Below are 22,570 nucleotides of genomic sequence, written 5' to 3' on the forward strand. Positions count from 1 at the left end.
GGGGTGGCCGGCCGAGGGGTTCCGTTTGCCGTTCCGTGCCGATGGGGCCTCCTCGATAGAGTGATCGTCATGCCCGACTACGACGACGATCTGCGTCTCGCCCATGTCCTCGCGGACGCCGCCGACGCCGCCACCATGGACCGGTTCAAGGCCCTGGACCTCAAGGTCGAGACCAAGCCGGACATGACTCCGGTGAGCGAGGCCGACAAGGCCGCGGAGGAGCTGATCCGCGGACAGCTCCAGCGGGCCCGCCCCCGGGACGCCGTGCTCGGCGAGGAGTACGGCATCGAGGGCACGGGCCCCCGGCGCTGGGTCATCGACCCGATCGACGGCACCAAGAACTACGTCCGCGGTGTGCCGGTCTGGGCCACGCTGATCTCACTGATGGTGCGGGGCGATGACGGTGTCCACCGGCCCGTGGTGGGTGTGGTCTCGGCCCCGGCGCTGGGCCGGCGCTGGTGGGCCGCGCTGGGCAGTGGTGCGTACACCGGGCGCTCGCTCAGCTCCGCCACCCGGCTCAAGGTCTCCGGGGTGAACCGGATCGAGGACGCCTCTTTCGCCTACTCCTCACTGACGGGGTGGGAGGAGCAGGGCCGGCTGAGCGGTTTTCTCGACCTTACCCGCGCCTGCTGGCGCACACGCGGATATGGCGACTTCTGGCCATACATGATGGTCGCCGAGGGCTCCATCGACCTCTGCGCGGAGCCGGAGCTCTCGCTCTGGGACATGGCGGCGACCGCGATCGTGGTGGAGGAGGCCGGGGGCTCCTTCACCGGCCTGGACGGCACCCCGGGTCCGCACAGCGGCAACGCCGCGGCCTCGAACGGGCTGCTCCACCAGGAGCTGCTGGGTTACCTCGACCGGCGCCCCTGACCCGCCGGACCGGCAGGGCCGGGCGCCACGGGCGCGCACCCCGCCCCGCCCGGCCGGACACGGTCCCGCGCACCGAGCGCGTTCCGGCGCACCCTCCGTCCGCACCCCCGTCCGCGCGCCCGCACGGCCCCGGCGGGTACCCGGTGATCGGCTGCCGGCCGGACCCACCCGCCCGCGTGGCGGCGGTCCGGGCCCCACCGGGGCCCACCGGCCCGAGCCGGTCCGCCGAGGCCGGTCCGCCGGTGCGGAAACCCCCGGTCCATGCCCCTTGCCCCACTCCCCCAAGGCTGCGACTCTGAAAGTCCCCCCGTTTGTGAACTTGTGAATCGGTTCTCGAAAGGGCCGGTGTCCCCCAAGGAGGTGGCTCCACCCATGCTCGTCCGTGACGCCATGAGCACGGCGGTCCTCACGATCGGACCCACGCACACCCTCCGCCAGGCCGCGTGCCTGATGGCCGCCCGCCGGGTCGGCGCGGCCGTCGTCCTCGACGGCGACGCCGAGGGGATGGGCATTCTGACCGAGCGCGACATCCTCGCGTCGGTGGGTACGGGCGAGGACCCCGACCGGGAGACCGCCGCCGGCCACACCACCACCGATGTCGTCTTCGCCGCCCCGGCCTGGTCCCTGGAGGAGGCGGCGGAGGCCATGTCGCGCGGCGGCTTCCGGCATCTGATCGTGCTGGACGACGAGGGGCCGGTCGGCATCGTCTCCGTGCGCGACATCGTCCGCTGCTGGGCCCCGGCCCGCCGCGACCGGACCACCCTGGTCGGCTGAGCGCACACCCGGGGCGCGGACCGGGAGGTCCGCGCCCCGGGTGTGCCCGGGAGGTCCGCGCCCTCCGGGTGTGCCCGGGACATACGAGAGGGCCGGATACCCCTGGACAGGAATCCGGCCCTCCGTCTACGGCAGGCGTCCGTCAGCCACGAAGGGCCTGGACCGCGGCTTCCAGCCGCTTGCCGAAGTCTCCATCCGCCTGGCGGAAGTTGTTGATCGCGCGCTCGGCGATGTCATCGCGCGAGACCTTGGCGATGAACCCGGAGAGGTTCTCGATCAGCCGGACCCGCTCGTCCTCCGACATCAGCCGGTAGAGGTTGCCCGCCTGCACGAAGTCGGTGTCCTCGGCGTGACGGGCGGCCTCGGGGCTGCCGGTCGCGCCGGAGACGGGGATCGGCTCCCACAGCGGCTTGTCCGTCTGGAAGGGGCCGCCGAAGCTGTTCGGCTCGTAGTTCTTCGCGCCCTGGTGACGGCCGTCGTACAGGAAGCCGTCCCTGCTGTTGGTCCGCGCCTCGGTGGCGTGCGGACGGTTCACCGGCAGGTGGTCGGCGTTGATGCCGACGCGGTAGCGGTGGGCGTCGCCGTAGGCGAAGAGCCGGCCCTGGAGCATCTTGTCCGGCGAGGGGCCGATGCCCGGGACGAAGTGCGCGGGCGAGAAGATGGACTGCTCGACCTCGGCGAAGACGTTCTCCGGGTTGCGGTTCAGCTCCAGCTTGCCGATCTCGATCGGCGGGTAGTCCTCGTGCGGCCACACCTTGGTGAGGTCGAACGGGTTGAAGCGGTAGGTCGCCGCGTCCGCTGCGGGCATGATCTGGACCTGGACGGTCCAGCTCGGGAAGTCGCCGCGCTCGATCGCCTCGCGCAGATCGCGCTGGTGGCTGTCCGGGTCCTCACCGGCGAGCTTGTTCGCCTCGTCCTGGGTGAGGTTCTTGATGCCCTGGTCGGTCTTGAAGTGGTACTTCACCCAGAAGACCTCGCCGGCGGCGTTGTTCCACTGGTAGGTGTGCGAGCCGTAGCCGTTCATGTGGCGCAGCGACGCGGGGATGCCCCGGTCGCCGAAGAGCCAGGTCACCTGGTGGGTCGACTCGGGCGAGAGGCCCCAGAAGTCCCATACGTTGTCCGCCTCCTGGGAGCCGGTGTACGGGTCGCGCTTCTGGGTGTGGATGAAGTCCGGGAACTTGATGGCGTCCTTGATGAAGAACACCGGGGTGTTGTTGCCGACGAGGTCGTAATTGCCCTCCTCGGTGTAGAACTTCAGCGCGAAGCCCCGGGGGTCGCGCACCGCGTCCGCCGAACCGAGGTTGCCCGCCACCGTGGAGAAGCGCAGAAACGTCTCCGTCTCCTTGCCCACCGTGGAGAGGAACGCGGCGCGGGTGTACGGGGTGAGATCGGCGGTGACGGTGAAGGTGCCGTAGGCGCCGGCGCCCCGCGCGTGGACGACACGCTCCGGGATGCGCTCCCGGTTGAAGTGCGCGAGCTTCTCCAGCAGCAGCTGGTCCTGCACCAGTACCGGACCGCCGACGCCCGCGGTCTCGCTGTTCTGGTTGTCGGCGACCGGAGCCCCGGCCTCCGTGGTGAGCGGTCCCTGCGTCACGTGCGCCTCCTGCATGATCCTCGTCCTGGCCCTTGTGCCGATCCGATCCTACGATGGACTTTGTCTAAGTCAAGTGAACATCCAAAGTCACACCCGTTCGGGATCACGGTCCCCCACTGCTAGGCTGGTCCTTATGAGTGACCTGTTGGAACGACTTCGCGGACGCGGCTGGCGCATGACCGCCCAGAGGCGTGTCGTGGCCGAGGTCCTCGACGGCGAGCACATCCATCTCACGGCCGACGAGGTGCACTCCCGCGCGGTGCGGAGGCTGCCGGAGATCTCCCGCGCCACCGTCTACAACACCCTCGGCGAAATGGTCTCCCTGGGCGAGGTGCTGGAGGTCGCGACCGACCGCCGCGCCAAGCGGTACGACCCGAACGCGCACCGGCCCCACCAGCATCTGGTCTGCGCCCAGTGCGGCGCGATCCGCGATGTCCACCCGGCGGGGAATCCCCTCGCCGACCTGCCGGACTCCGAGCGCTTCGGCTTCACCATCTCCGATGTCGAGGTCACCTACCGGGGCATCTGCCCCGCCTGCGCGAGCGCCTGACCGGACCCGGGACCGCCCGAACGACCGAAGGCCACCTGTGGGATTCAGGTGGCCTTGTCGCCGTTGCCGCTTCGGCGCGGTGCGCACATGACGAAGGCCCGGATTCCAGTGGAATCCGGGCCTTCGTCTTCAGTAGCGGGGACAGGATTTGAACCTGCGACCTCTGGGTTATGAGCCCAGCGAGCTACCGAGCTGCTCCACCCCGCGTCGTTGAACCCAACTCTACGGGAACCGACCGACCGGTGCAAATCCATGATCCACAGACCTGTGGGTTCCGGGTCCGCGTCAGCAGTGTCGGTCGATGTCCAGCGGTCGGCCGGCAATCTTCCGGGTCGCGTTGGCAGCACCTGTGGCCGGTGGTGGTACCGGCTGGGCTCGCCGGAGCTGGCACATGAGGGCGAGCCGCGGCCGGAGTACGCCCCGGGCGTCCCGATGACGCACCGCTGCCTGGCCAAGGCCCGAGAGCTGGGGGTCGGCGAGAGCGCCGTCCGGCTGTGGGTCACGCAGGTGAAGAAGTCCGGTCCGGCGGGCCTGGTCCGCACGAGCAAGCTGCGAAGGAACGCCCAGGACAGGGTGGATCACCGCTGGCTGGAGAGCGCCCGGACGGTCCTGGACAACTACACGAACGCCTGCCGGCCGGTCCGCGGGCTGATTCTCTTGGAGATCGAGGAGCGGGTCGCGGCCGAACACGGCCGGGGCACGGTGAAGATCCCCGCCCAGTCGACTGGTTCCTGTCGAACGTGTTCCCCGTCACCCTGCTTTACGTCGGCGTCGGCGTCGCCGGCCTCGGGATGCTGCGTGAGGGCCTGTCGCCGCAACAGGCCCTGCTCGCGCAGTTCGGCCGCCGCACCACCGCACTGACCCTGCGTCCTTTCCAGATCGACGACGACCAGGGGCGGAAGCAGTGGCGGATTCTGCTGAAGACCATCGCGAAGAAGATCGTCCTGGCCGAGAAACACCCGGGGATGCTCGTCGACCTGGCCGACTGCCTGTTCGCCCGCACGACCGGGCACTGCGCGTCGCTGATGGCGCTGATCAACCGGTCCTGCCTGCGAGCCGTCCGCTCGGGCGAGGAAAAGCTCGACAAGGATCTCATCGACACGGTGAAGAACGACGCCGCCGCCGAGGAAGCACGCCGCGGACTCGACCGGATGACTTTACGGTCCGTCGCGCGATCCGCCCTGCTGCCGCAGCTCCGCAGCACGGGGACGAGACGGCCCCCGTCTGGCGTCATCTCGGGCGCCACAGCCGCTTCTGCCCCCGCTGCCTGGCCGACAACGGGGGCCGTTGGCCACTGGCTTGGCGGCTGCCGTTCTCATTCGCCTGCCGGACGCACCAGCCCCGTCCCCGTCGATGGCGGCCATCAGCAACGTCCGCAACTGCGTCGAACGCCTCAGACGCCTGGTCCGACTGCCCGGCCAACGGAACCTCTGCGCGGCCGCCAAGAGCCTCGGAACGCTACCGGCGACGCTCACCCGTCAACTCCACGCCCGGGAAAAGGCCGCAGGCGTTCAGCTGATCGAACGGACCAGCCCCCTCGCAGCCACTCCCGCGGGCGCCGCTCTCATCCACGAAGCAGAGCACCTGCTCAGCCTCCTGGACGCAGTGCAATCCCCCGTCACCTGACCGGCGGCCCGACCAGCATCACGAACCGGTCCGCCCCGACGTCGAACCCTCCGTGAACGCGGTGGCGTGGTCGGCGGCCCACTGGCGAAACGTTCGCGGCGCCGTCCCAAGGACGTCGGCCACCGCAGTGGTGATATACGCGGGCTGTCCGACCGCCGCGCTCCACGCGGCGAGCAGCATGTCGGCGACCGAGCTGGGCGCCGTGCCCTCCGACAGCCTTCGGAACTCGTCCGGTGTCATCTCCTCGAAGGCGATCCGGCGCCCCAGGGCGTCACCGATGACGTCCACCTGCGCGGCCTGGGTCAGCGATTCGGGGCCCGTGAGGACATAGTCGCCTCCTGCGTATCCGTCCTGACAGAGCGTCCGCGCCGCGACGGCTGCGATGTCGCGGTCGTCGACCGGTGCCGTCTCGGCAGCGCCGTGAGGCCACCGGACGATCTCGCCGGCCCGGATCGCGGGCGCCCACCAGGCCAGCGAGTTCGACGCGAGCATCCCCGGCCGGATGATCGTCGACTCGAGTCCGGTGGCCGCGACGAGCCTCTCGATGTCGGCGTGCAGCACCGCCATGGGATTCGGCTGCCGGAAGAAGGGATGCGGCGTCTGGTGCGGGGAGGAGAGGAAGACGACCCGCCGCACGTGGGCAGCCAGCCGCTCGACGACTGCCCCGGCGGTCTGCGGCGGGGCGGTCCAGACAAGGAAGACCGCACCGGCGCCATTCAATGCCGGGTCGAGCGTCTCGGGCACGGTGAGGTCACCGGTGAAGACCTCGGCCTTCGCCGGCAGCGTCGCCGCCGCCTCGGAGCGATGGGTGAGGGCGCGGACCGGCACACCCGCGTCGAGGAGTTGGTCGATGACGACGCGGCCGATCCGGCCCGTCGCCCCGGTGACGAGCACGGGAGGAATGTCTCTCTGATTCATGCCGCTCATGAAAACGTTACTCGGTTACAAAAGCAACTCGGTCATGAATGTTACGGTGGTCAGATGAGCGAGCCGACGGGACTGCGGGCCCGCAAGAAGGAGCGGACGCGCGACGCCATCGGCGACGCGGCCGTCTCGCTGTTCCTGGAGCGCGGCTTCGACCGCGTCTCGGTCAACGACATCGCCGCTGCGGCCGAGATCTCCAAGCCGACCCTCTTCCGGTACTTCCCCACCAAGGAAGACCTGGTGCTGCACCGGTTCGCGGACCACCAGGGCGAGGCGGCGCGCGTCGTACGTGACCGCGGGTCCGGCATCAAGCCGGTGACGGCGCTGCACCGGCACTTCCGGGCCGGCCTCGACCGGCACGACCCCGTCACCGGCCTCAACGATCATCCCGAGGTGGTGGCGTTCCACCGGCTGGTGTTCACCACACCGAGCCTTGCGGGACGGCTCACGCAGTACCAGCTCGAAGACGAGGAAGCACTGGCGGACGCCCTCGGCGAAGGCATCCAGGCACGCCTGCGAGCCGCCCAGGTACTCGCGGTCCAACGGGTGCTCGCCCGGACCAACTGGCAGAGGATCGCCGACGGTCGAGCCGCCCACGACGTCCACCCCGAGGCCGTAGCCGACGCCGACCAGGCATTCAACCCATTGCGGTGACAGGTGGCACTCCCGGTCGAAGAAGGCCCTGCGGCCCGGCGCACGCGTTGCCACGGGCCCGGTCAGACCCCCCGGATGCCGGCGGCCAGGCCGGCCCGAGAAAGCGCCGATGGACCAGGCATGGGTCGATCCGGCGGCGACGGTCACCACGGGAAACCGGCGTGATCGAGGAAACCCCGCGCGCCGCCGGCTGGTGGCCGGGACGGCACATCCCGATCGACCGCTGGCGCGAGACGCTCGACAAGACCGGCTTGGTCCGCATGCACGCGGGCCTCAGTCCAACGGTCCCTCCCGGCGGGCCACGTGATTGCTGAAGATCAGCCGACCGACCCACGGCTAACGCACCATGGAATCCGGAGTCTCAGCAGGACTCACTGCTAACGGAGCGACTCAACCTGCAAGACCGGAGCGGGGCCCCGGGGGCCGGGGAGGGGCTCGCCGGCGGGGCCGGGGTGCGCCGGCCAGGGGCTCGGCGCGGGCCCGGAGCCCGAGCCGGAACCCGTCCCGGGGCGGCGGGCGGGGAATGCGGGATGCCCGGCTGCGGAGCCGGTCCCGGGGCCGGGGGCCGGGACCGGTGCCGGGGGGGGCGGGGGCCGGGACCGGAGCCGGGGGGCGGGCTGCCGGAGGCCCTACGCGGTCAGTTCCTGGTGGAGGGCCTCACGGAGCCGGGCCGCGCGCTCCGCCACCTCGGCGGGCCCCAGCTCCACCGCGCGCGCGCACCACCGCTGCCCCTCGGTCAGCTCTCCCCGCCGCGCGGCGAGCAGCGCCAGCCGCAGGGCCGCCCGCCCGTGCCCGGCGCGTGCCGCGCGACTCCACCACAGGGCGGCCTCGCGCTCATTGCCCTCGCGCGCCAGGAGCAGCCCCAGGTTGAACGCGCCGTTGCGGCTGCCCGCCTCGGCGGCCTCCCGGTACCAGCGGGCGGCGTCCGCCATGTCGCCCCGGGACGCGGCGAGCATCCCGACCCGGACCTGCGCCCGGCGGTGTCCCTGCTCGGCGGCCCGCTCGTACCACTCCTCGCACTCGGTCTTCTCCGCCATCGGCTCGCCGAGCACCGGCGGGCCCGGCGCCGGCTGGCGCGCGTCCAGCAGGGTTGCAAGGCGGAAGGCGGCCTCGGCGCTGCCGCCCCCCGCGGCGCAGCGCAGATGCCGCTCGGCGCTCAGGTCGTCGCCGTCGCGCAGCCGGGCGATGCCGACCTGGAGGGCGGCCTCGGTGTGCCCGGCGGTCGCGGCCCTCTCGTACCAGACCAGAGCCGTGCGGTCGTCGTCGCGGCCCGCGTGGAGGATGCCCAGGTTGAAGGCGGCGTCCACGCTCCCGGCCTCGGCGGCCTTGGAGAACCAGGGCTCGGCGCCCGTCGCGTCGCCGGCCTGGAGGAGCAGTACGGCCAGGGCGTTGGAGGCCTCCCGGTGGCCGGTGTACGCGGCCTGGCGGTACCACTGCTCGGCCTGCTGGGTGCGGTCCTGGGCGGCGCAGAGCAGCCCGAGGTTGTAGGCGCCGTTCACATCGCCCGCGGTCATGGCGGCGCGGTACCAGCGCTCGGCGGTCTGCGGCTCGCCCCGGGCGGCGTGCAGGGCGCCCAGGGCGTTGGCCGCGTTGCCGTCGCCCTCCTGCGCCGCGCGCAGCCACCAGACGGCGGCGCTCTCCTCGTCGCCCGCGTCGCGCAGCAGAAAGCCGAGCGCGCAGGCGGCGCGGGTCTCGCCGTCCTTGGCGGAGGTGAGGTACCAGCGGCCGGCCTCCTTGAGATCCCCGCGCTTCTCCAGGATGGCCCCGAGGTGCAGCGCCGCCCGCCGGTGGCCGCGCGCGGCGGCCTGCCGGTACCACTGGGCGGCCTCGTCGAGGGTGGAGAGCTTGAGCCGGGTGACGCTGTCGATCACCGCCGCCCCGGCGGCCCCCGAGGCCCGGTCACCGGCGCGGCCGGGGGGCGGCGGGGTGGCACGGCCGTGGGGCCCGGGAGCGTGGGGACCCGCGGTGCGGCGGCCGTGGGGCGCCTCGTCCGCCGCGCGCAGCTCCAGCATGCGGGCGAGGCGGTACGCGGCCTCGCGGTGGCCCTGCTCGGCCGCCGCGCGCAGCCAGCGCTCGGCTCCGACGTCACTGCGGTGCTCCAGCAGGTCGGCGAGGGCGTACGCCCCCAGCGCGTGCCCCTGCTCGGCGGACTGGCGGAGCCAGTACTCGGCGGCCGGCTCGTCGCCGCGCTCGCGGAAGTGGCGCCCCAGCGCGTGCGCGGCGGCGGCCGAACCCGCGACGGCGGCGATGCGCCACCAGCCCGCCGCCTCGTCCGGATAGCCGCGCTGGTGGAGCAGGACGCCCAGGTTGTTGGCCGCGGCGCGGTCGCCCTCGGCGGTGGCACCGCGCAGATAGGACTCGGCGGCGTCGAGATCGCCGCGGCGCAGCAGCAGCGCGCCGAGCATGCTCATGGACGCGGTGTCGCCGCTGTCCGCCGCCGGACGGTAGCGCTCCTCGGCCCCGGCGGTCTCCATGGCGTCGGCGACCCCGTCGATGACGGCGCCCGCGCCGATCCCGGCCCCGTCGCTCTCACCGTCGCCGGAGTCCGTGTCGGAGCCGTTGCCCACGGCGGTCCCAGCGGTGCCGGTACGAGCCGGACGCACCGCATCCGCTGTTCTTCCGGCATGCCGCTGCACAAACCGCCCTGTCTCCAACAGAGTTGCCCTGTCCCCCATATATTCCATCGTCGCACCACCCGCAACCCGCTCACACCCGGTATACCGCAACCAGGAAGGTCACTTCAGCGTTTTGTCGACATGCCCACAGAGAGATAAGTCAAACACCCATCAGCTCAACTCGACGGACCCCACGCCCAGTTCCCCCCGGCCTCATATGGGTACACACGCACGAAGAGGGCCCAGATCCTCAAAGGATCTGGGCCCTCTTCGATTTCAGTAGCGGGGACAGGATTTGAACCTGCGACCTCTGGGTTATGAGCCCAGCGAGCTACCGAGCTGCTCCACCCCGCGTCGTTGTGTTCACACACTATCACGACGCGGGATGTTGCCTGCTCAGAGGCGTTGCCACGAGGGCTTCGCCCGCTGCCCGCACCAGCCCCCGTACGGCGTTAGGACGACTTGGACGGGGAGGGCGAAGGGCTCTGTCTGCCCTCGGCCTCCGCGAGCCGCTTCAGCGCGGCGTCCAGGTCCTCCTGGGCCCTGCCGTAGGCGCCCCAGTCCTTCGGGTTCTCGGAGAGCGCCGCGTCGGCGTCCTCGTGAGCCTTCAGGACGTCGTTGATGGCGCCCTCCAGCGAGGTGTCACCCTCGGCCGGCGGCTTCGGCGGCGGATTGGTGGTGCCCTCGTCCTCGGACGGTGGCGGCGGCGATGTGCCCTCCTGCTCGAAGGCCGCGTCCAGCGCCTCCGACAGACTGTCCTTGAAGACCGGCTTCCCGCCGCCGTAGGCGACGGCCACCTTCTTCAGCAGCGGATAGTTGGCACTGCCACCCCGGGCGTAGACCGGTTCGACGTACAGGAACCCGCCGTCCAGGGGGATCGTCAGCAGATTTCCGTACTCGATGTCCGAGTCGGTGCCTCTGAGGTCGCGCACGAAGGTGGCGACTTCCGGGACACCGTTCAGCTCGGACTGCACCTGCGACGGGCCCTGGACCGTCTCCGTGACTCTCAGCAGCCTTATCGAGCCGTAGCTCTTGCTGTTGGCATCGGCGTCCACCGCCATGAAGGCACCCAGATTGGGGCGTCCGGCGGGGGTGAAGGTGGTCGTCAGCGAGAACTTCTGCTCCTTCTCGCCGGGCATCTTCAGGCTCAGGTAGTACGGCGGGACCGCACTGGTGTCCTTCTTGTTCGTCGGGTCGTCCGGGACCTGCCAGGCGTCACTGCCGCTGTAGAACTGCTCGGGCTCGGTGACGTGGTACCGGGTGAGCAGCTCGCGCTGCACCTTGAACATGTCCTGCGGGTAGCGCAGGTGGGACCGGAGCTCGTCGGAGATCTCGCCCTTGGCCTTGACGGTGCCGGGGAAGGCCTTCATCCAGGTCTTCAGGACGGGGTCCTGGGTGTCCCACTGGTAGAGCTTCACCGAGCCGTCGTACGCGTCGACGGTCGCCTTCACCGAGTTGCGGATGTAGTTGACCTGGTTCTGCTGGGCGACGACCGCGCGCTGGTTGGTGGTCAGCGAGTCGGTCGTGGTGTCGCCGAGCGTGGTGCGCGAGGCGTAGGGGTATCCGTTGCTCGTGGTGTAGGCGTCCACGATCCACTGGATGCGTCCGTCGACCACGGCCGGGTAGGCGTCGCCGTCGATGGTCAGCCAGGGCGCGACGGCCTCCAGGCGCTCCTTGGGCGTGCGGTTGTAGAGAATCCGCGAGCCCTCGCCGACGGCGCCCGAGTACAGGATCTGCGGCTCGCCGAAGGCCACCGCGTAGGCGGCGCGGTTCAGCGTGTTGGAGATGCTGACGCCGCTCTTGCCCTGGTAGCTGGTGTACTTCGTGGGCCCGGTGCTGGCCTCGTAGTCCAGCTCCTTCTGCGGGCCGCCGACGATCGAGTACTGCTCGGTCTTCTCGCCGTAGTAGATCCGCTGCTCGTACTTCTTGTCCGGATTGTCCTCGCTGAGCTGCCCCTTGGTGGGCATGCCCGACTCGGTGAAGTCCGGCGAGCCCACGGTGCCCTCGGTCGGGTCGGTGACCGCGCTGGTGCCCTTGGCCGCGATGGCGCCGTAACCATGGGTGTAGGTGAAGTGGTCGTTGATCCAGTTCCGCTTCGGGATACCCGTGATGTCCAGCTCACGCAGACCGATGACCGTGTCCTGCGGCTTTCCGTCGGGGCCGGTGTACCGGTCGACGTCCAGCGTCTTCGGGAACTGGTAGTACTTCCGCTCCTGCTGGAGCTGCTGGAAGGCCGGCGAGACGACATTCGAGTCGACCACGCGGTAGCTGGCCGCCGTGTTGGCGTCCTCGCGCTGCTTGGCCTTCTGCCCGGGATCGGCCTTGCCCGCGTAGTCCTCGGGCTTGGCGCCGTCGATGCCGTACGCCTTGCGGGTGGCATCGATGTTCTTCTGGATGTACGGGCTCTCCTTGGCCTGCTCGTTCGGCTGGACCTGGAACTTCTGGACGATGGCCGGGTAGAGGCCGCCGATCAGGATGGCCGAGAGCACCATCAGTCCGAAGCCGATCATCGGCAGCTGCCAGGTGCGGCGCCACAGGGTCGCGAAGAAGAGCACGGCGCAGATGACCGCGATGCAGAAGAGGATCGTCTTCGCCGGGAGATAGGCGTTGGCGTCCACATACCGCAGGCCGGTCCAGTTTCCGGTGGCCTTGAAGTCGCTGGACTTCACCGCCAGGCCGTACCGGTCCAGCCAGTACGCCACCGCCTTCAGCGACACGAAGAGGCCGAGCAGCACCGACAGGTGTCCGGTGGCCGCGCCGGTCGCCCGCGCGCCGGGGCTGGTGATCCGCAGCCCGCCGTACAGATAGTGGGTGAGCGCGGCGGCGATCAGCGAGAGGACGGCCGCGGCGAAACCGAAGCCGAGGAGGAAGCGGTACCAGGGCAGATCGAACGCGTAGAACGCCACGTCCATCTGGAACTGGGGGTCCTTCTGACCGAAGGGCACCCCGTTGACCCACATCAGCCAGGTACGCCACTGGCCGGTGGCGGAGGCTCCGGCGATCAGCCCGACGAGAGCGGTGATCGCGAGGAGCACCCACTTCTTGTACGGGGCGATGCCCATCCGGTAGCGGTCCAGGCTCTGCTGCTCCAGCGACATCGCGCTCAGCGGCGGGCGCAGCCGGTGCGCGAGCCAGATGTTCACCCCGACGGCAGCCGCCATCAGGAGACCGAAGACGGCGAAGAGGCCGATCTTGGTCCACAGGGTGGTGGTGAACACCGATGAGTAGTTGACGGAGCGGTACCAGAGCCAGTCGGTCCAGAACCCGGCAAACATGACAAATGCCATGGCCAGGACCGCCAGCACGCCCAGTGTCATCAGCAGGGTGCGGACACGCCGGGACGGCCGGCCCACTCTGATCCGTGGCCCGGTCGGGGGGCCTCCGCCGCGGTCCGGCATCTGGAAAGCCAACGTGCGCACCTCGAAGTTCGCGGTTGTGGAGATATTTCGCGGTCTGTCAGACGGGCCCCGCGATCCTAGAGCCCCACTGATGCAACTTACCGAGGCTTTACCTAGTTCCCATATCGGGGCCGGAAGGAGGCAGGATATTGGGCATGTCCAATGTTTCCCCTTCCACCCCCTCCTCCGGGGGCTCCGGCCAGACACCCTCCGGTCCGGGCCCCATCGCCGCCAGCCCGCTCACCCGTGCCGTACTGGAGATCGACGAGTACGCGTCGGGGCTCGGCTGGGACCAGCCCGCCCGGCTCTTCGCGCTGGTCGACACCGCCCGGCTGCGCACCCAGGAGCCCGGCCTCGCCACTCAGCTCGGCCTCGACAGCGATGAAGCGGGGTCGCCGCTGACCCCCATCGAGCAGGACGAGATCCCCGCGGGTGCCGCGCTCGACGAATTCCTCGCCACCATCGCCTGGCCGGACGCGGTGGTCGGCTGCGCGCTCACGGTGGAGCGCCAGATGCTGCCCGCCTCGGCGGAGGCGTCCGTGCCCAAGGGGCTCGACGACGCCTCGCTGACCGACTGGGTGGCGAGCCACCCGGACCGTCAGGAGGTCCGGATGACCGTGGCGGTGCTGCGCGACGGCGCCCGTGAGTCGGCGCTGCGACTGCGCGAGAAGGACTCCCCCAAGGAGGTCCTGACGGGCTCGGACCTGGTGCCGGGGCTGGCGGAGGCGCTCTCGGCGACCTTCGCGGGCTGACCACGGGCGGGGGCCCGGGGCCCCGGGTCCCCCGCGGGGCCCGGGCTCCGGCTCACCGGGCCGAGCAGCTCGGCAGCCCCGCCGTCTCGCCCGACCTGATTTTCTCCATCGAAGTGACCGCGTCGGCCATGGTGTCGACCTTCACCAGGGTCAGACCCCGGGGAATGTCCGACACCGCCGTCGCGCAGTTGTCGCTCGGCGTGAGAAAGAACTCGGCCCCGGCCTTCCGCGCGCCGACGAGCTTCATCTCGATGCCGCCGATCGGACCCACCTCACCCTGGTCGTCGATCGTGCCGGTGCCCGCCACGAACTCGCCGCCGGTGAGATTCCCCGGGGTCAGCTTGTCGACCAGACCCAGCGCGAACATCAGACCCGCGCTCGGACCGCCCACATCGGCGAGATTGATGTCGATGGTGAACGGGAACGTGTGATCGGTCCCGGCCTGGATACCCACGATCGCCCGGTCGCCGCTCTCCGACTTCGCGGTGGTGATCGTGACCTTCTCGGTCCCGGTGGGCCGCTTGCCCGCCTTCTCCGCGGCGGTGGCCTCCTTCGCCGGGACGACGGTGAAGACCACGTCCTCACCGGGCTTGTGCCGGGTCACCAGCTTGGCCACGTCCTCCGGCTCCTCGACCGCGGTGCCGTCGACGGCCCGGATCACATCGCCCGCGTGCAGCCGGCCCTCGGCGGGGGTGTCCTTGACCACCGTCGACACCACCGTCTGCGTCCGCACCGGGATCTTCAGCTGCCTGAGCGCCGCCACCTTCGCGCTCTCCTGCGACTGGGTGAACTCCTCGGCGTTCTCCTGCGTCGACTGCTGCTCCGTCTTCCCGTCCGGGTAGAGCGTCTCGTGCGGGACGACGACATTGTCATGAGCCAGCCAGCCGTAGACCGACTCGACGAGATTCATCCGGTACTCCGCACCGGTGACCCGGACCGTCGTCATATTGAGATGACCGGTCGTCGGGTAGGTCTTGCGCCCGGAGACCCGCAGAACCGGCTCGTCATCGACATCGCCGAGCGTGTTGACCGTCGGCCCGGGAGACATTTCGGAGTACGGCACGGGGATGAGCACCCCGGCACAGAGCAACGCGATGAAGATCAGAGTGGAGGCGAGCATCGTCGCGGTGCGGCGTGGCATGGAACGACAGTACGGGACATGTCTGTCAATGCACTGTCGGGGCCGGTCCGTCCGGGGGGCTGGTCAACAGCGCCTCACAACGGGCGGCGGGAGGGCCGGAGCGGCGTGCGCGGCGAAGCTACTTCGCGGGGCTGTTGCCGGAGTCCGCCTTCTCCATCGCGTCGCGGAACCGCGCGTATCCGGCCAGCTCGGCCACGTCCCCGGTGGTCCGGTTCCGTGAGGCCCAGCCTCCCCATATCGCTGCACCGACAACAGCGAAAAGCGGAATCAACAACCAGGCGAGTGCTGCCATCGCGACCTCCCTACCCCACAAGCGGAACCCAACTGAGTGATCAGCAGATTAGCCATCTGCCAGTTCAACGCTCATGGCAGGGGGGCGGTTACGCAAATCGGGGCGCTTGGGTGCGCTTCGGGTTTCAACCGCGCCCCGTCCCCCGAACGACGGCGCCGAGCGACCAGGCAGGGGCTTCCTTGCACGGGGGTGCCGCGCGCCCGCCCGCCCACACCGTCACCCGACCACCGCCCCTTTTTACGAGGCGCTACGCGCCCACCCACTCTTCTGTGCCGTCGCTGAATGTCTGGTGTTTCCAGATCGGGGCCTCGGTCTTGAGGTCGTCGATCAGTTGGCGGCAGGCCTCGAAGGCCTCCCCCCGATGGGCGCAGGCCACCGCCACGACGACGGCCAGATCCCCGACCCGCAGATCCCCCACCCGGTGGACGGCCGCCAGGGCCCGCACCGGGAACTTCGCCGCGACCCGCTCGGCTATTCGGCGGATCTCGGCCTCGGCAGTCGGATGGCTGGAGTACCCGAGGGTGTCGACGCCCGCACCGCCGTCGTGATCGCGGACGGTCCCGACGAAGAGCGCGGTGCCGCCCGCCGAGTCGTCGCCGACCGCCGCGAAGACCTCATCGAGCGAGAGAGGGGTGTCACGGACCGCGAGCAGCCGGATCGGGTCGGGCGCGGCCTGCTCACCCGGGTGGTCGTATCTGTTGCCCATGGGTCCATCGTGCCGCACGCCACTGACAGCGCGGAAAGCACGCAGGTCAGAGGCGTTCCCGATGGACGGCCCGCCCGGACCGGCGCCCGCCGGGGTGCGGCCCGGGGACGGCGGGCGCGGCCCGGGTCGGCTACAGCCGGCGCCGCGCCTTGCGGGCCCGGCGCACCAGGGCGGCCGTGCCGAGCAGCGCGACCGTGGCGCCGGCGGCTCCCGCCGCGGTGGCGTCCTTGCGGCCGAGGCGGCGGCCCGCGAGGGTGTGCCGGCCCTCCACCTCCTCCAGAAGGGCGGTGAGGACCTCCTCATTGGTCCACCGGGGACGCCAGCCCGCGTCATGGAGCCGGCTCACACTGACCACCCAGGGATGCATGGTGTAGGCCAGGTCGCCCGCGGGCGACGGGGTGAGCCCGATGCGGTGGAGCCGCGCGGCGGCGCCCAGGGCGACCGCCGAGGGCAGTTCCATGCGCCGGATACCGCTCAGCTCCTCGACCTCCCCCTGTTCGAGCCAGCCGTCGCAGCCGACGGCCAGCTCGCCCTCGACCTTCTCCAGGGCCGCGTACTCCAGCGCGCTCACCAGGTCGTCGACATGGCAGAACTGCCAGGCGGGACGGGAACCGGCGACCACCAGCAGGCGCGGTGACTCGAAGTAGCGGGTCAGGGCGGTGTCGGTGCCGCCGACCAGGACGGCGGGTCTCACCACCGTCACATTGAGCCCGGGGTGGGCGCGCGGGGCCCGGCGGCCGAGCCGCTCGATCTCCAGGAGGTCGCCGACTCCGGTGGCCTCGGCCGTGGCCCGCAGCTCGGCGTCCTCCGACAGCGGGAGGTCGTTGTCGGGCAGGGCTCCGTAGACCATGGCCGAGGTGCAGAGCACCACACGGTGCACCCCGGCCGCCGCGGCGGCGGTCAGCACCGTCTGCGTACCGCGTACGTTGTACGCGGTACGGGCGGCGGCGTCCGCCTCCAGATCGAGGTCGAGCGCCAGGTGCACCACCACATCCGCGCCGCGCAGCTTCTCGGCGATGGCCGGGTCGCGTACGTCGAGGATGTGCCACCGCGCCTCGGAGACCTCCCCTCGGCGCTCGTCGATGGCGATGACCTGCTTGACCTCGCCGGAATCGGCCAGCTGCCGGACGAGCAGCTCTCCGATGCCGGTGGCGGCGCCGGTGACCGCGATGACGGGGCCCCGGCCTGCGGGACCGTCGCCGGGGGGCGGGGTTGAGCGGTTTCGCGCTCCGCGAACCTGCGGATCTGGGGAACTCACCAGGCGTCTCCAGCGGTTGTCTTCAGTACGTGAGCGTATGACGCGTACGTACCAGGTGGCGTCCATCCTGCCCCAGGCCACGAGTCGGCGGAGCACCGAGCCCGGATGCGGGCCCGGGTGTCTACGCTGGGAGTGTTGTCGGGCATTCGCCGCCGGCCCGGAGCCGGCGGCCCTACGAGCCGAGGAAACCCGTGAGTGACACCCCATTCGGATTCGGCCTTCCGCCGGAGGAGCCGGAGAACGGCGACGAGGGCAAGAAGAAAGATCCCGCCGGCGGTGGCCACGGCGCCGGTGGCTCCTCCCCGCAGAATCCCTTCGGGTTCGGTGGCGGGGACAGCGGCGGGGACAATCCCTTCGCCGCCATGTTCGGCTCCCTGAACCCCAATGACCTGGGCGCCGCCTTCCAGCAGCTCGGCCAGATGCTGAGCTACGAGGGCGGCCCGGTGAACTGGGACATGGCCAAGCAGATCGCCCGCCAGACGGTCTCCCAGGGCACTGCGGACGGCAGCAAGGACGAGAGCGTGGGCCCGGCCGAGCGCACCGCGGTCGAGGAGGCCCTGCGCCTGGCCGACCTCTGGCTTGACGGCGCGACCTCGCTGCCCTCCGGCGCGAGCACCGCCGTCGCCTGGAGCCGGGCCGAGTGGGTCGAGCAGACCCTGCCCGCCTGGCAGCAGCTCGCCGATCCGGTCGCCGAGCGGGTCGGCATGGCGATGGGCGGTGTGCTGCCCGAGGAGATGCAGGCCATGGCGGGCCCGCTGATCGGCATGATGCGCTCCATGGGCGGCGCGATGTTCGGCCAGCAGATCGGACAGGCCGTGGGCGTGCTCGCGGGCGAGGTGGTGGGGTCGACCGATATCGGTCTGCCGCTCGGCCCGGCCGGCAAGGCAGCGCTCCTCCCGCTGAACGTGGAGCTGCTCGGCAAGGACCTCGGTGTGCCGAAGGAGGAGGTCCGGCTCTATCTGGCGCTGCGCGAGGCGGCCCATCAGCGGCTCTTCGCCCATGTCCCGTGGCTGCGGTCCCATCTCTTCGGCGCGGTCGAGGGGTATGCCCGGGGGATCGAGGTCGACACGACCAAGCTGGAGGATGTCGTCGGGCAGTTCGACCCGGCCCATCCCGAGCAGCTCCAGGAAGCTCTTCAGCAGGGCATGTTCCAGCCCGAGGACACGCCTCAGCAGAAGGCGGCGCTCGCCCGGCTCGAAACGGCCCTGGCGCTGGTCGAGGGCTGGGTGGACGCGGTGGTGCACGAGGCCGCCTCGACCCGGCTGACGGCCGCCGGGGCGCTGCGGGAGACCCTGCGCAGGCGCCGCGCCTCCGGTGGCCCCGCCGAGCAGACCTTCGCGACGCTGATCGGTCTCCAGTTGCGTCCGCGCCGGCTGCGGGACGCCTCCCGGCTGTGGGCCTCGCTCACCGACGCCCGCGGCGTCGACGGGCGGGACGCCCTGTGGGAGCACCCCGACATGCTGCCGACGGCCACGGACCTGGACGACCCCGACGGCTTCGTCCACCGCGAGCACCTCGACTTCTCCGAGCTGGACAAGATGCTCGGCGAGGCCGCGTCGAAGCGCTCCGGAGCCTCCGGGAAGACGGACGGCGGCAAGGACTCCGGCGCCCCGGAGGGCGACAAGGGCACGGGCGGGGACGACGGCCGCGATGACAAGGACGGCAAGGACGGCCCCGGCCGGTGAGCCTGCGCGACGACGCCGTACGGACCCTGAGGGGCTACGGCGCCCAGCCGGAGCTGCGGCAGCGGTATCTGGACCACCTGGCCGCCCACGCCGACGGGATGTGGAAGGCCTGCGGGGCCGGCCACCTCACCGCCAGCGCGCTGGTGATCGACCCGGAGCGCGGTCAGGTGCTGCTGACACTGCACCGGAAGCTCGGTATGTGGCTCCAGATGGGCGGCCACTGCGAGCCCGGCGATCCCACCGTGGCGGGCGCCGCGCTGCGCGAGGCCACGGAGGAGTCCGGTATCCCCGGGCTGACGCTGCTCGCGGGCGGCCCGGTGCGGCTGGACCGGCATCCGATCCCGGCCCCGTGCCACTGGCACCTGGATGTGCAGTACGCGGCGCTGGCCCCGGCCGGCTCGGTCGCGGCGATCAGTGACGAGTCGCTGGATCTGAAGTGGTACGGCTATGACGAGGTGGCCGAGGTGGCCGACGACTCGGTCGTCCAGTTGCTGAAGCGCACGCTCGCCCGGCTGTAGCGCACCGGCCGGAACGACCCGGCCCACCCAGCACGGGTAAGGGGCGGCCTCCCTGGAGGCCGCCCCTTACCCGTGCTGTCGCGGGTCAGTTCCAGGAGTTGTCCCGGTTCTGGCCGTCGTTGCCGAACTGGCCGCGCAGCCCCTCGCCGATCTGCGCGTTCTGCGGCGGCATGACCTCGCTGGGCTGCACCAGCGCGAAGCCCTGGCCGAGGAAGTTCAGCTCCCAGCCCTCTCCGGTGCTGCCGCGCCGCCGCACCACGCTGGAGGAGTGGGTCTGGGACTGCATCTGCACCCGCAGCGGAGTGGACCAGGCGACGATCGCGTCGGCGTCGACATTGACATACTTGTCCGGTGTGATCTGCATCATCAGCGGCTGGCCCGAGGTCATCAGCGCGACCTTGCCCTGTCCGCTGATGTTCAGCTGGTACTTCCCCGATCCGGAGATCCCGTACTGGCTGTCCACGGCGATGACCTCCGTGTGCAGCGCGGAGTCCAGCGCCAGGACGTAGTCGCTGTCGACGGTGATGCCCTCCCGGTCCACCTCCACGACATGGACGTACTGGGCGAGGTTGGCGAAGTAGACGGTGCCCTGCCCGGAGCAGCGCATCAGATCCAGGCCCTCGCCGGTCTTCGCACGGCTCCGGCGGCGGCCCGCCGACTCGTACTCACCGTCGAAGTCGATCAGCCCCTGGTAGGCGACCATCGCGCCCTTGCGGGCGAGGACGTCGTCGTGGCCGGTGAGCGAGACGCGCAGAAGCTGCGGGTTCTGGAGCACATAGCGCTCCTGGGACTGCTGTTCCCCGTGGTTGAAAAGTGGGCTCTGCATGGTGTTCTCCGCTCCCCCTCAGCCCCGGACGCGCAGACGGTCGGTGCTGTCCTCGCTCGGCTGTACGACGACGATGCCCTGGCCCGAGAAGGCCATCTGGAAGGCCTCGCCGCTGCCCCGCCCCATCAGGGAGGAGGCCTTGAAACTGCGCTTGCCCTTGACCTTCAGATTCGGCGACCAGGCGACCAGAGCGTCCGGGTCGACATAGGTCTCGTCGTCGCCCCGGCCGCAGTCGACGACGATGGGGGTGCCGCGCGAGGTCAGGGCGACCCAGCCGGTGCCCGCTATCTCCACGTTCCACAGCCCCTGGCCGGCGAGCTTGGCGAGGCCCTTGACCTTCTCGACGCCCCACTGGAGGTGGGCGTCGAAGGCGAGCAGATTGGTGCCGTTGACCGATATCGACTCGTTGTTGAGGCTGACGACGACCACATCGGCGCCGTAGTCGGCGAGATAGAGCAGTCCGTCTCCGGAGCACTTCATGACGGGCGAGCCCTCGCCGGTCACCCACTGGGCCGCGGCCTGGCGGGCGGCGGGCGGATTGGGCTCGTACTGGATGAAGCCCTCGTACGAGACGATCGATCCGGTGCGGGCGAACAGGTCCTGGCCGGTGGCCATGGCGACCTTGAGCATGGTGCGGCCGTGGCTCTCCATCCGGGCCACGACGGGGGTCGGGGCATAGCCCACGAGTTGCTGGTTCATTTCTTCGGGCTCCCTCAGACCTCGTAGGGCTGGACGACGATGAAGTTGCCGGGGGCTCCCCGGAACTGGAGGTTGACCGTCTCGCCGCTGTGCCCCGGGTAGGAGTGGCGGCGCAGTCTGACCTGGCTGGAGAGGATCACCTGGGAGGCGGACGACCAGGCGACGACCGCGTTGGCGTCGGCGAAGGTGGTCGGTGTGACCGGGAGCACCACGGGGGTGCCGTGGGTCTTGACGACCACGGTGCCGGTGCCGGTGAACTGCATGGTGAACAGCGCGCCGCCGGGGATGCCGTGGCCCTCGATGCGGCGGATCTCGTACTGGAGGTCCTCGTCGAAGGCGAGGACGTTCTCCGCGGAGACACAGATGCCGTCGCCCTGGAGTTCGATGGGGTGCAGATGCGCGGCGTCCTCCGCGAGGAAGACCTGCCCCCGGCCGGTGCAGCGCATCAGCTGCATCTCCTGGCCGGTGGCGTTGCCGATCCTGCGGCCGACGAACCCGGCACCCTTGTGGCTGAAGTCCACCTTGCCCTGGTACATCACCATGCTGCCGTGGCGGGCGAGGACGGCCGAGCCGCCCATGGCCATCTCCACGCGCATGAGGTGCTGGCTCTGGAGGGTCCAGCGCTGACCGGTGGGGCTCTCCCGGTACGGCTGGAGCGCCGCCTGGAGCCCGGGGCCGGCCGCCGGAAGGGCCTGGGCGGTTCCCTGCGGGGCGCCCGGGGGCTGCGCGTAGGGAGCGGGGGCCTGCCCGCCGAACGGCGCGGGCGGGCCCGGCGGTGCCACCGCCGGGCCGGGCACCTGGCCGAACGGCGGGGGCGGGGCCATGGCGCCGGGCGGGGCCGGTGGGACGACGACGGTGGGCGCGGGCGGGACCGGCGGCACGGGAGCGGGCACCACGGGCGGCGGGACGGGCGCGCCGAAGGAGGGCGCGGGCGGCGGGACGGGGGCGGCCGGAGCGGCCGGGGGCGGGGCGAAGGCGGGCGCGGCCCCCGGCGGGGGCGGGGGCTGGGCGGCCGGTTCCTCCTCGGCGACCTCGCCGCCGAAGTTCTTCAGCAGCGCCTCAAGGCCGCCGTCGAAGCCCTGGCCGATGGCGGCGAAGCGCCAGACGTCCTTGAGGTAGAAGTCGCCCAGCATCACCGCGCGCTCGGTCGTGAACTCCGAGCCGTCGAAGGGGTAGCGGACGACCTCCTCGCCGCCGGCGACGATCCGGATGTATCCGGGGCCGATCCGCGACATCTGGCCGTCGCCGTCGAGGGTGGCGGTGAAGGAGAGCTTGTGGATGTGCGCCGGAATGGCGTCGAGCGTGACACGGAAGGACTCGGTGTCACCGGCCTGCGCGCCCAGGAGCTGAATGGACTCCTCGGGGGACTTCGGCTGGTTGAAGAAGATGAAGTAGCGGTCGTCCGACAACTGCTCATGGGCGTCGAGACCGAAACAGCTGATGTCGAAGGTCAGTCCCGGAGATGAGATCTGGACACCGACGTACAGATCCGTTCCCGCCGTGAGATCACTGATCCTGGCCTTGTGGCCGCGCTGGAATTCCCTGGCCATACGTAACGACCGTCCCCCATCCCTGAATGCGAATACGTCGCGACAGGCTAACCGTTGACCACTACATTGAGCCAAGCCCCGGAAGCCGATGGGACACATTCGGTACACGCGGCGGGAGGGCTCTGACGCCTCCGT

The 22,570-nt window shown here is 70.8% G+C and carries 20 protein-coding genes, 2 tRNA genes and 1 pseudogene; 9 read left to right on the plus strand and 14 right to left on the minus strand.

Annotated elements, in window-relative coordinates:
• Positions 1–69 precede the first annotated feature (69 nt).
• Positions 70–873 carry a histidinol-phosphatase gene (gene hisN / locus ACWCRA_RS09755; protein ID WP_351554862.1) on the plus strand — a complete coding sequence of 268 codons (804 nt, stop codon included), beginning with the start codon at positions 70–72 and terminating at the stop codon, positions 871–873.
• 372 nt (positions 874–1,245) lie between these two features.
• Positions 1,246–1,647, plus strand: coding sequence for a CBS domain-containing protein (locus tag ACWCRA_RS09760; protein WP_351554859.1), 402 nt, complete (start codon positions 1,246–1,248; stop codon positions 1,645–1,647).
• A gap of 142 nt (positions 1,648–1,789) precedes the next feature.
• Here the strand turns inward: ACWCRA_RS09760 and ACWCRA_RS09765 are convergent, their stop codons facing one another.
• A complete protein-coding gene (locus ACWCRA_RS09765) occupies positions 1,790–3,241 on the minus strand; it encodes a catalase (protein WP_351554856.1) in 1,452 nt (483 codons plus the stop codon).
• A gap of 133 nt (positions 3,242–3,374) precedes the next feature.
• Between ACWCRA_RS09765 and ACWCRA_RS09770 the strand changes: the two genes are divergently transcribed.
• Positions 3,375–3,791, plus strand: coding sequence for a Fur family transcriptional regulator (locus tag ACWCRA_RS09770; protein WP_351554853.1), 417 nt, complete (start codon positions 3,375–3,377; stop codon positions 3,789–3,791).
• A gap of 133 nt (positions 3,792–3,924) precedes the next feature.
• On the opposite strand, the gene ACWCRA_RS09775 is transcribed toward ACWCRA_RS09770, so the two are convergent.
• Both ACWCRA_RS09775 and ACWCRA_RS09780 read right to left on the minus strand, forming a co-directional pair.
• Positions 3,925–3,998 (minus strand) — tRNA-Met (locus ACWCRA_RS09775).
• A gap of 410 nt (positions 3,999–4,408) precedes the next feature.
• Positions 4,409–4,804 (minus strand): hypothetical protein, encoded by a 396-nt coding sequence (locus ACWCRA_RS09780; protein ID WP_351554850.1) that lies wholly within the window; start codon positions 4,802–4,804, stop codon positions 4,409–4,411.
• Between ACWCRA_RS09780 and ACWCRA_RS09785 the strand changes: the two are divergent.
• A pseudogene (locus tag ACWCRA_RS09785) lies at positions 4,696–5,118 on the plus strand (TniQ family protein); the annotation flags it as partial. The gene ACWCRA_RS09780 and the pseudogene ACWCRA_RS09785 sit on opposite strands and share 109 nt — an antisense overlap.
• 26 nt (positions 5,119–5,144) lie before the next feature.
• On the plus strand, positions 5,145–5,417 hold the full coding sequence (locus tag ACWCRA_RS09790; RefSeq protein WP_351554847.1) for a LysR family transcriptional regulator: 273 nt from the start codon (positions 5,145–5,147) through the stop codon (positions 5,415–5,417).
• Between the two features lie 18 nt (positions 5,418–5,435).
• Here ACWCRA_RS09790 and ACWCRA_RS09795 read toward each other — a convergent pair whose 3' ends face one another.
• Positions 5,436–6,335 (minus strand): NAD(P)H-binding protein, encoded by a 900-nt coding sequence (locus ACWCRA_RS09795; RefSeq protein WP_351554844.1) that lies wholly within the window; start codon positions 6,333–6,335, stop codon positions 5,436–5,438.
• Positions 6,336–6,398: 63 nt separating this feature from the next.
• Between ACWCRA_RS09795 and ACWCRA_RS09800 the strand changes: the two genes are divergently transcribed.
• Entirely contained in the window at positions 6,399–6,995 is a 597-nt protein-coding gene (locus ACWCRA_RS09800) for a TetR/AcrR family transcriptional regulator (RefSeq protein ID WP_451067200.1), read from the plus strand.
• 629 nt (positions 6,996–7,624) lie between these two features.
• Here ACWCRA_RS09800 and ACWCRA_RS09805 read toward each other — a convergent pair.
• From ACWCRA_RS09805 to ACWCRA_RS09815, 3 genes are all read right to left on the minus strand, one after another.
• Positions 7,625–9,679 (minus strand): tetratricopeptide repeat protein, encoded by a 2,055-nt coding sequence (locus ACWCRA_RS09805; RefSeq protein WP_351554836.1) that lies wholly within the window; start codon positions 9,677–9,679, stop codon positions 7,625–7,627.
• A gap of 211 nt (positions 9,680–9,890) precedes the next feature.
• A tRNA-Met gene (locus ACWCRA_RS09810) sits at positions 9,891–9,964 on the minus strand.
• Between the two features lie 98 nt (positions 9,965–10,062).
• Entirely contained in the window at positions 10,063–13,008 is a 2,946-nt protein-coding gene (locus ACWCRA_RS09815; protein WP_351551370.1) for a UPF0182 family membrane protein, read from the minus strand.
• Positions 13,009–13,163: 155 nt separating this feature from the next.
• On the opposite strand from ACWCRA_RS09815, the gene ACWCRA_RS09820 reads away from it, so the two are divergent.
• Positions 13,164–13,760: a PPA1309 family protein gene (locus ACWCRA_RS09820; RefSeq protein ID WP_351551167.1), complete on the plus strand. Its 597-nt coding sequence runs from the start codon at positions 13,164–13,166 to the stop codon at positions 13,758–13,760.
• Positions 13,761–13,812: 52 nt separating this feature from the next.
• On the opposite strand, the gene ACWCRA_RS09825 is transcribed toward ACWCRA_RS09820, so the two are convergent.
• From ACWCRA_RS09825 to ACWCRA_RS09840, 4 genes are all read right to left on the minus strand, one after another.
• Positions 13,813–14,901: a YlbL family protein gene (locus tag ACWCRA_RS09825; RefSeq protein WP_351551170.1), complete on the minus strand. Its 1,089-nt coding sequence runs from the start codon at positions 14,899–14,901 to the stop codon at positions 13,813–13,815.
• Positions 14,902–15,019: 118 nt separating this feature from the next.
• Positions 15,020–15,193 carry a hypothetical protein gene (locus ACWCRA_RS09830; protein WP_351551172.1) on the minus strand — a complete coding sequence of 58 codons (174 nt, stop codon included), beginning with the start codon at positions 15,191–15,193 and terminating at the stop codon, positions 15,020–15,022.
• Positions 15,194–15,440: 247 nt separating this feature from the next.
• Positions 15,441–15,899 carry a molybdenum cofactor biosynthesis protein MoaE gene (locus ACWCRA_RS09835; RefSeq protein WP_351551175.1) on the minus strand — a complete coding sequence of 153 codons (459 nt, stop codon included), beginning with the start codon at positions 15,897–15,899 and terminating at the stop codon, positions 15,441–15,443.
• Between the two features lie 130 nt (positions 15,900–16,029).
• Complete coding sequence (locus tag ACWCRA_RS09840; protein WP_351551177.1) at positions 16,030–17,157, minus strand: SDR family oxidoreductase; 1,128 nt, start codon at positions 17,155–17,157, stop codon at positions 16,030–16,032.
• Between the two features lie 191 nt (positions 17,158–17,348).
• On the opposite strand from ACWCRA_RS09840, the gene ACWCRA_RS09845 reads away from it, so the two are divergent.
• Positions 17,349–18,842: a zinc-dependent metalloprotease gene (locus ACWCRA_RS09845; RefSeq protein WP_451067201.1), complete on the plus strand. Its 1,494-nt coding sequence runs from the start codon at positions 17,349–17,351 to the stop codon at positions 18,840–18,842.
• Positions 18,839–19,360, plus strand: a complete 522-nt coding sequence (locus ACWCRA_RS09850; RefSeq protein WP_351551183.1) for an NUDIX hydrolase — start codon at positions 18,839–18,841, stop codon at positions 19,358–19,360. The genes ACWCRA_RS09845 and ACWCRA_RS09850 overlap by 4 nt, the downstream gene beginning before the upstream one ends.
• A gap of 85 nt (positions 19,361–19,445) precedes the next feature.
• On the opposite strand, the gene ACWCRA_RS09855 is transcribed toward ACWCRA_RS09850, so the two are convergent.
• From ACWCRA_RS09855 to ACWCRA_RS09865, 3 genes are read right to left on the minus strand one after another with little or no spacing between them, the layout of a single operon-like run.
• Positions 19,446–20,186, minus strand: coding sequence for an AIM24 family protein (locus ACWCRA_RS09855; RefSeq protein WP_351551186.1), 741 nt, complete (start codon positions 20,184–20,186; stop codon positions 19,446–19,448).
• A gap of 18 nt (positions 20,187–20,204) precedes the next feature.
• Positions 20,205–20,885, minus strand: coding sequence for an AIM24 family protein (locus tag ACWCRA_RS09860; RefSeq protein ID WP_351551188.1), 681 nt, complete (start codon positions 20,883–20,885; stop codon positions 20,205–20,207).
• Between the two features lie 14 nt (positions 20,886–20,899).
• A complete protein-coding gene (locus tag ACWCRA_RS09865) occupies positions 20,900–22,435 on the minus strand; it encodes a TerD family protein (protein WP_351551191.1) in 1,536 nt (511 codons plus the stop codon).
• Positions 22,436–22,570: the final 135 nt, after the last annotated feature.

The sequence above is a fragment of the Streptomyces sp. NPDC001889 genome (assembly GCF_053594535.1).

Excerpts from the sequence above, each read along its gene's own strand:
- ACWCRA_RS09855 (WP_351551186.1), bottom strand. The coding sequence starts at position 20,186 with ATGCAGAGCCCACTTTTCAACCACGGGGAACAGCAGTCCCAGGAGCGC.
- ACWCRA_RS09805 (WP_351554836.1), bottom strand. The coding sequence starts at position 9,679 with ATGGAATATATGGGGGACAGGGCAACTCTGTTGGAGACAGGGCGGTTT.
- ACWCRA_RS09820 (WP_351551167.1), top strand. The coding sequence starts at position 13,164 with ATGTCCAATGTTTCCCCTTCCACCCCCTCCTCCGGGGGCTCCGGCCAG.
- ACWCRA_RS09825 (WP_351551170.1), bottom strand. The coding sequence starts at position 14,901 with ATGCCACGCCGCACCGCGACGATGCTCGCCTCCACTCTGATCTTCATC.
- hisN (WP_351554862.1), top strand. The coding sequence starts at position 70 with ATGCCCGACTACGACGACGATCTGCGTCTCGCCCATGTCCTCGCGGAC.
- ACWCRA_RS09865 (WP_351551191.1), bottom strand. The coding sequence starts at position 22,435 with ATGGCCAGGGAATTCCAGCGCGGCCACAAGGCCAGGATCAGTGATCTC.
- ACWCRA_RS09860 (WP_351551188.1), bottom strand. The coding sequence starts at position 20,885 with ATGAACCAGCAACTCGTGGGCTATGCCCCGACCCCCGTCGTGGCCCGG.
- ACWCRA_RS09760 (WP_351554859.1), top strand. The coding sequence starts at position 1,246 with ATGCTCGTCCGTGACGCCATGAGCACGGCGGTCCTCACGATCGGACCC.
- ACWCRA_RS09795 (WP_351554844.1), bottom strand. The coding sequence starts at position 6,335 with ATGAATCAGAGAGACATTCCTCCCGTGCTCGTCACCGGGGCGACGGGC.
- ACWCRA_RS09790 (WP_351554847.1), top strand. The coding sequence starts at position 5,145 with ATGGCGGCCATCAGCAACGTCCGCAACTGCGTCGAACGCCTCAGACGC.
- ACWCRA_RS09830 (WP_351551172.1), bottom strand. The coding sequence starts at position 15,193 with ATGGCAGCACTCGCCTGGTTGTTGATTCCGCTTTTCGCTGTTGTCGGT.
- ACWCRA_RS09770 (WP_351554853.1), top strand. The coding sequence starts at position 3,375 with ATGAGTGACCTGTTGGAACGACTTCGCGGACGCGGCTGGCGCATGACC.
- ACWCRA_RS09800 (WP_451067200.1), top strand. The coding sequence starts at position 6,399 with ATGAGCGAGCCGACGGGACTGCGGGCCCGCAAGAAGGAGCGGACGCGC.
- ACWCRA_RS09815 (WP_351551370.1), bottom strand. The coding sequence starts at position 13,008 with ATGCCGGACCGCGGCGGAGGCCCCCCGACCGGGCCACGGATCAGAGTG.
- ACWCRA_RS09835 (WP_351551175.1), bottom strand. The coding sequence starts at position 15,899 with ATGGGCAACAGATACGACCACCCGGGTGAGCAGGCCGCGCCCGACCCG.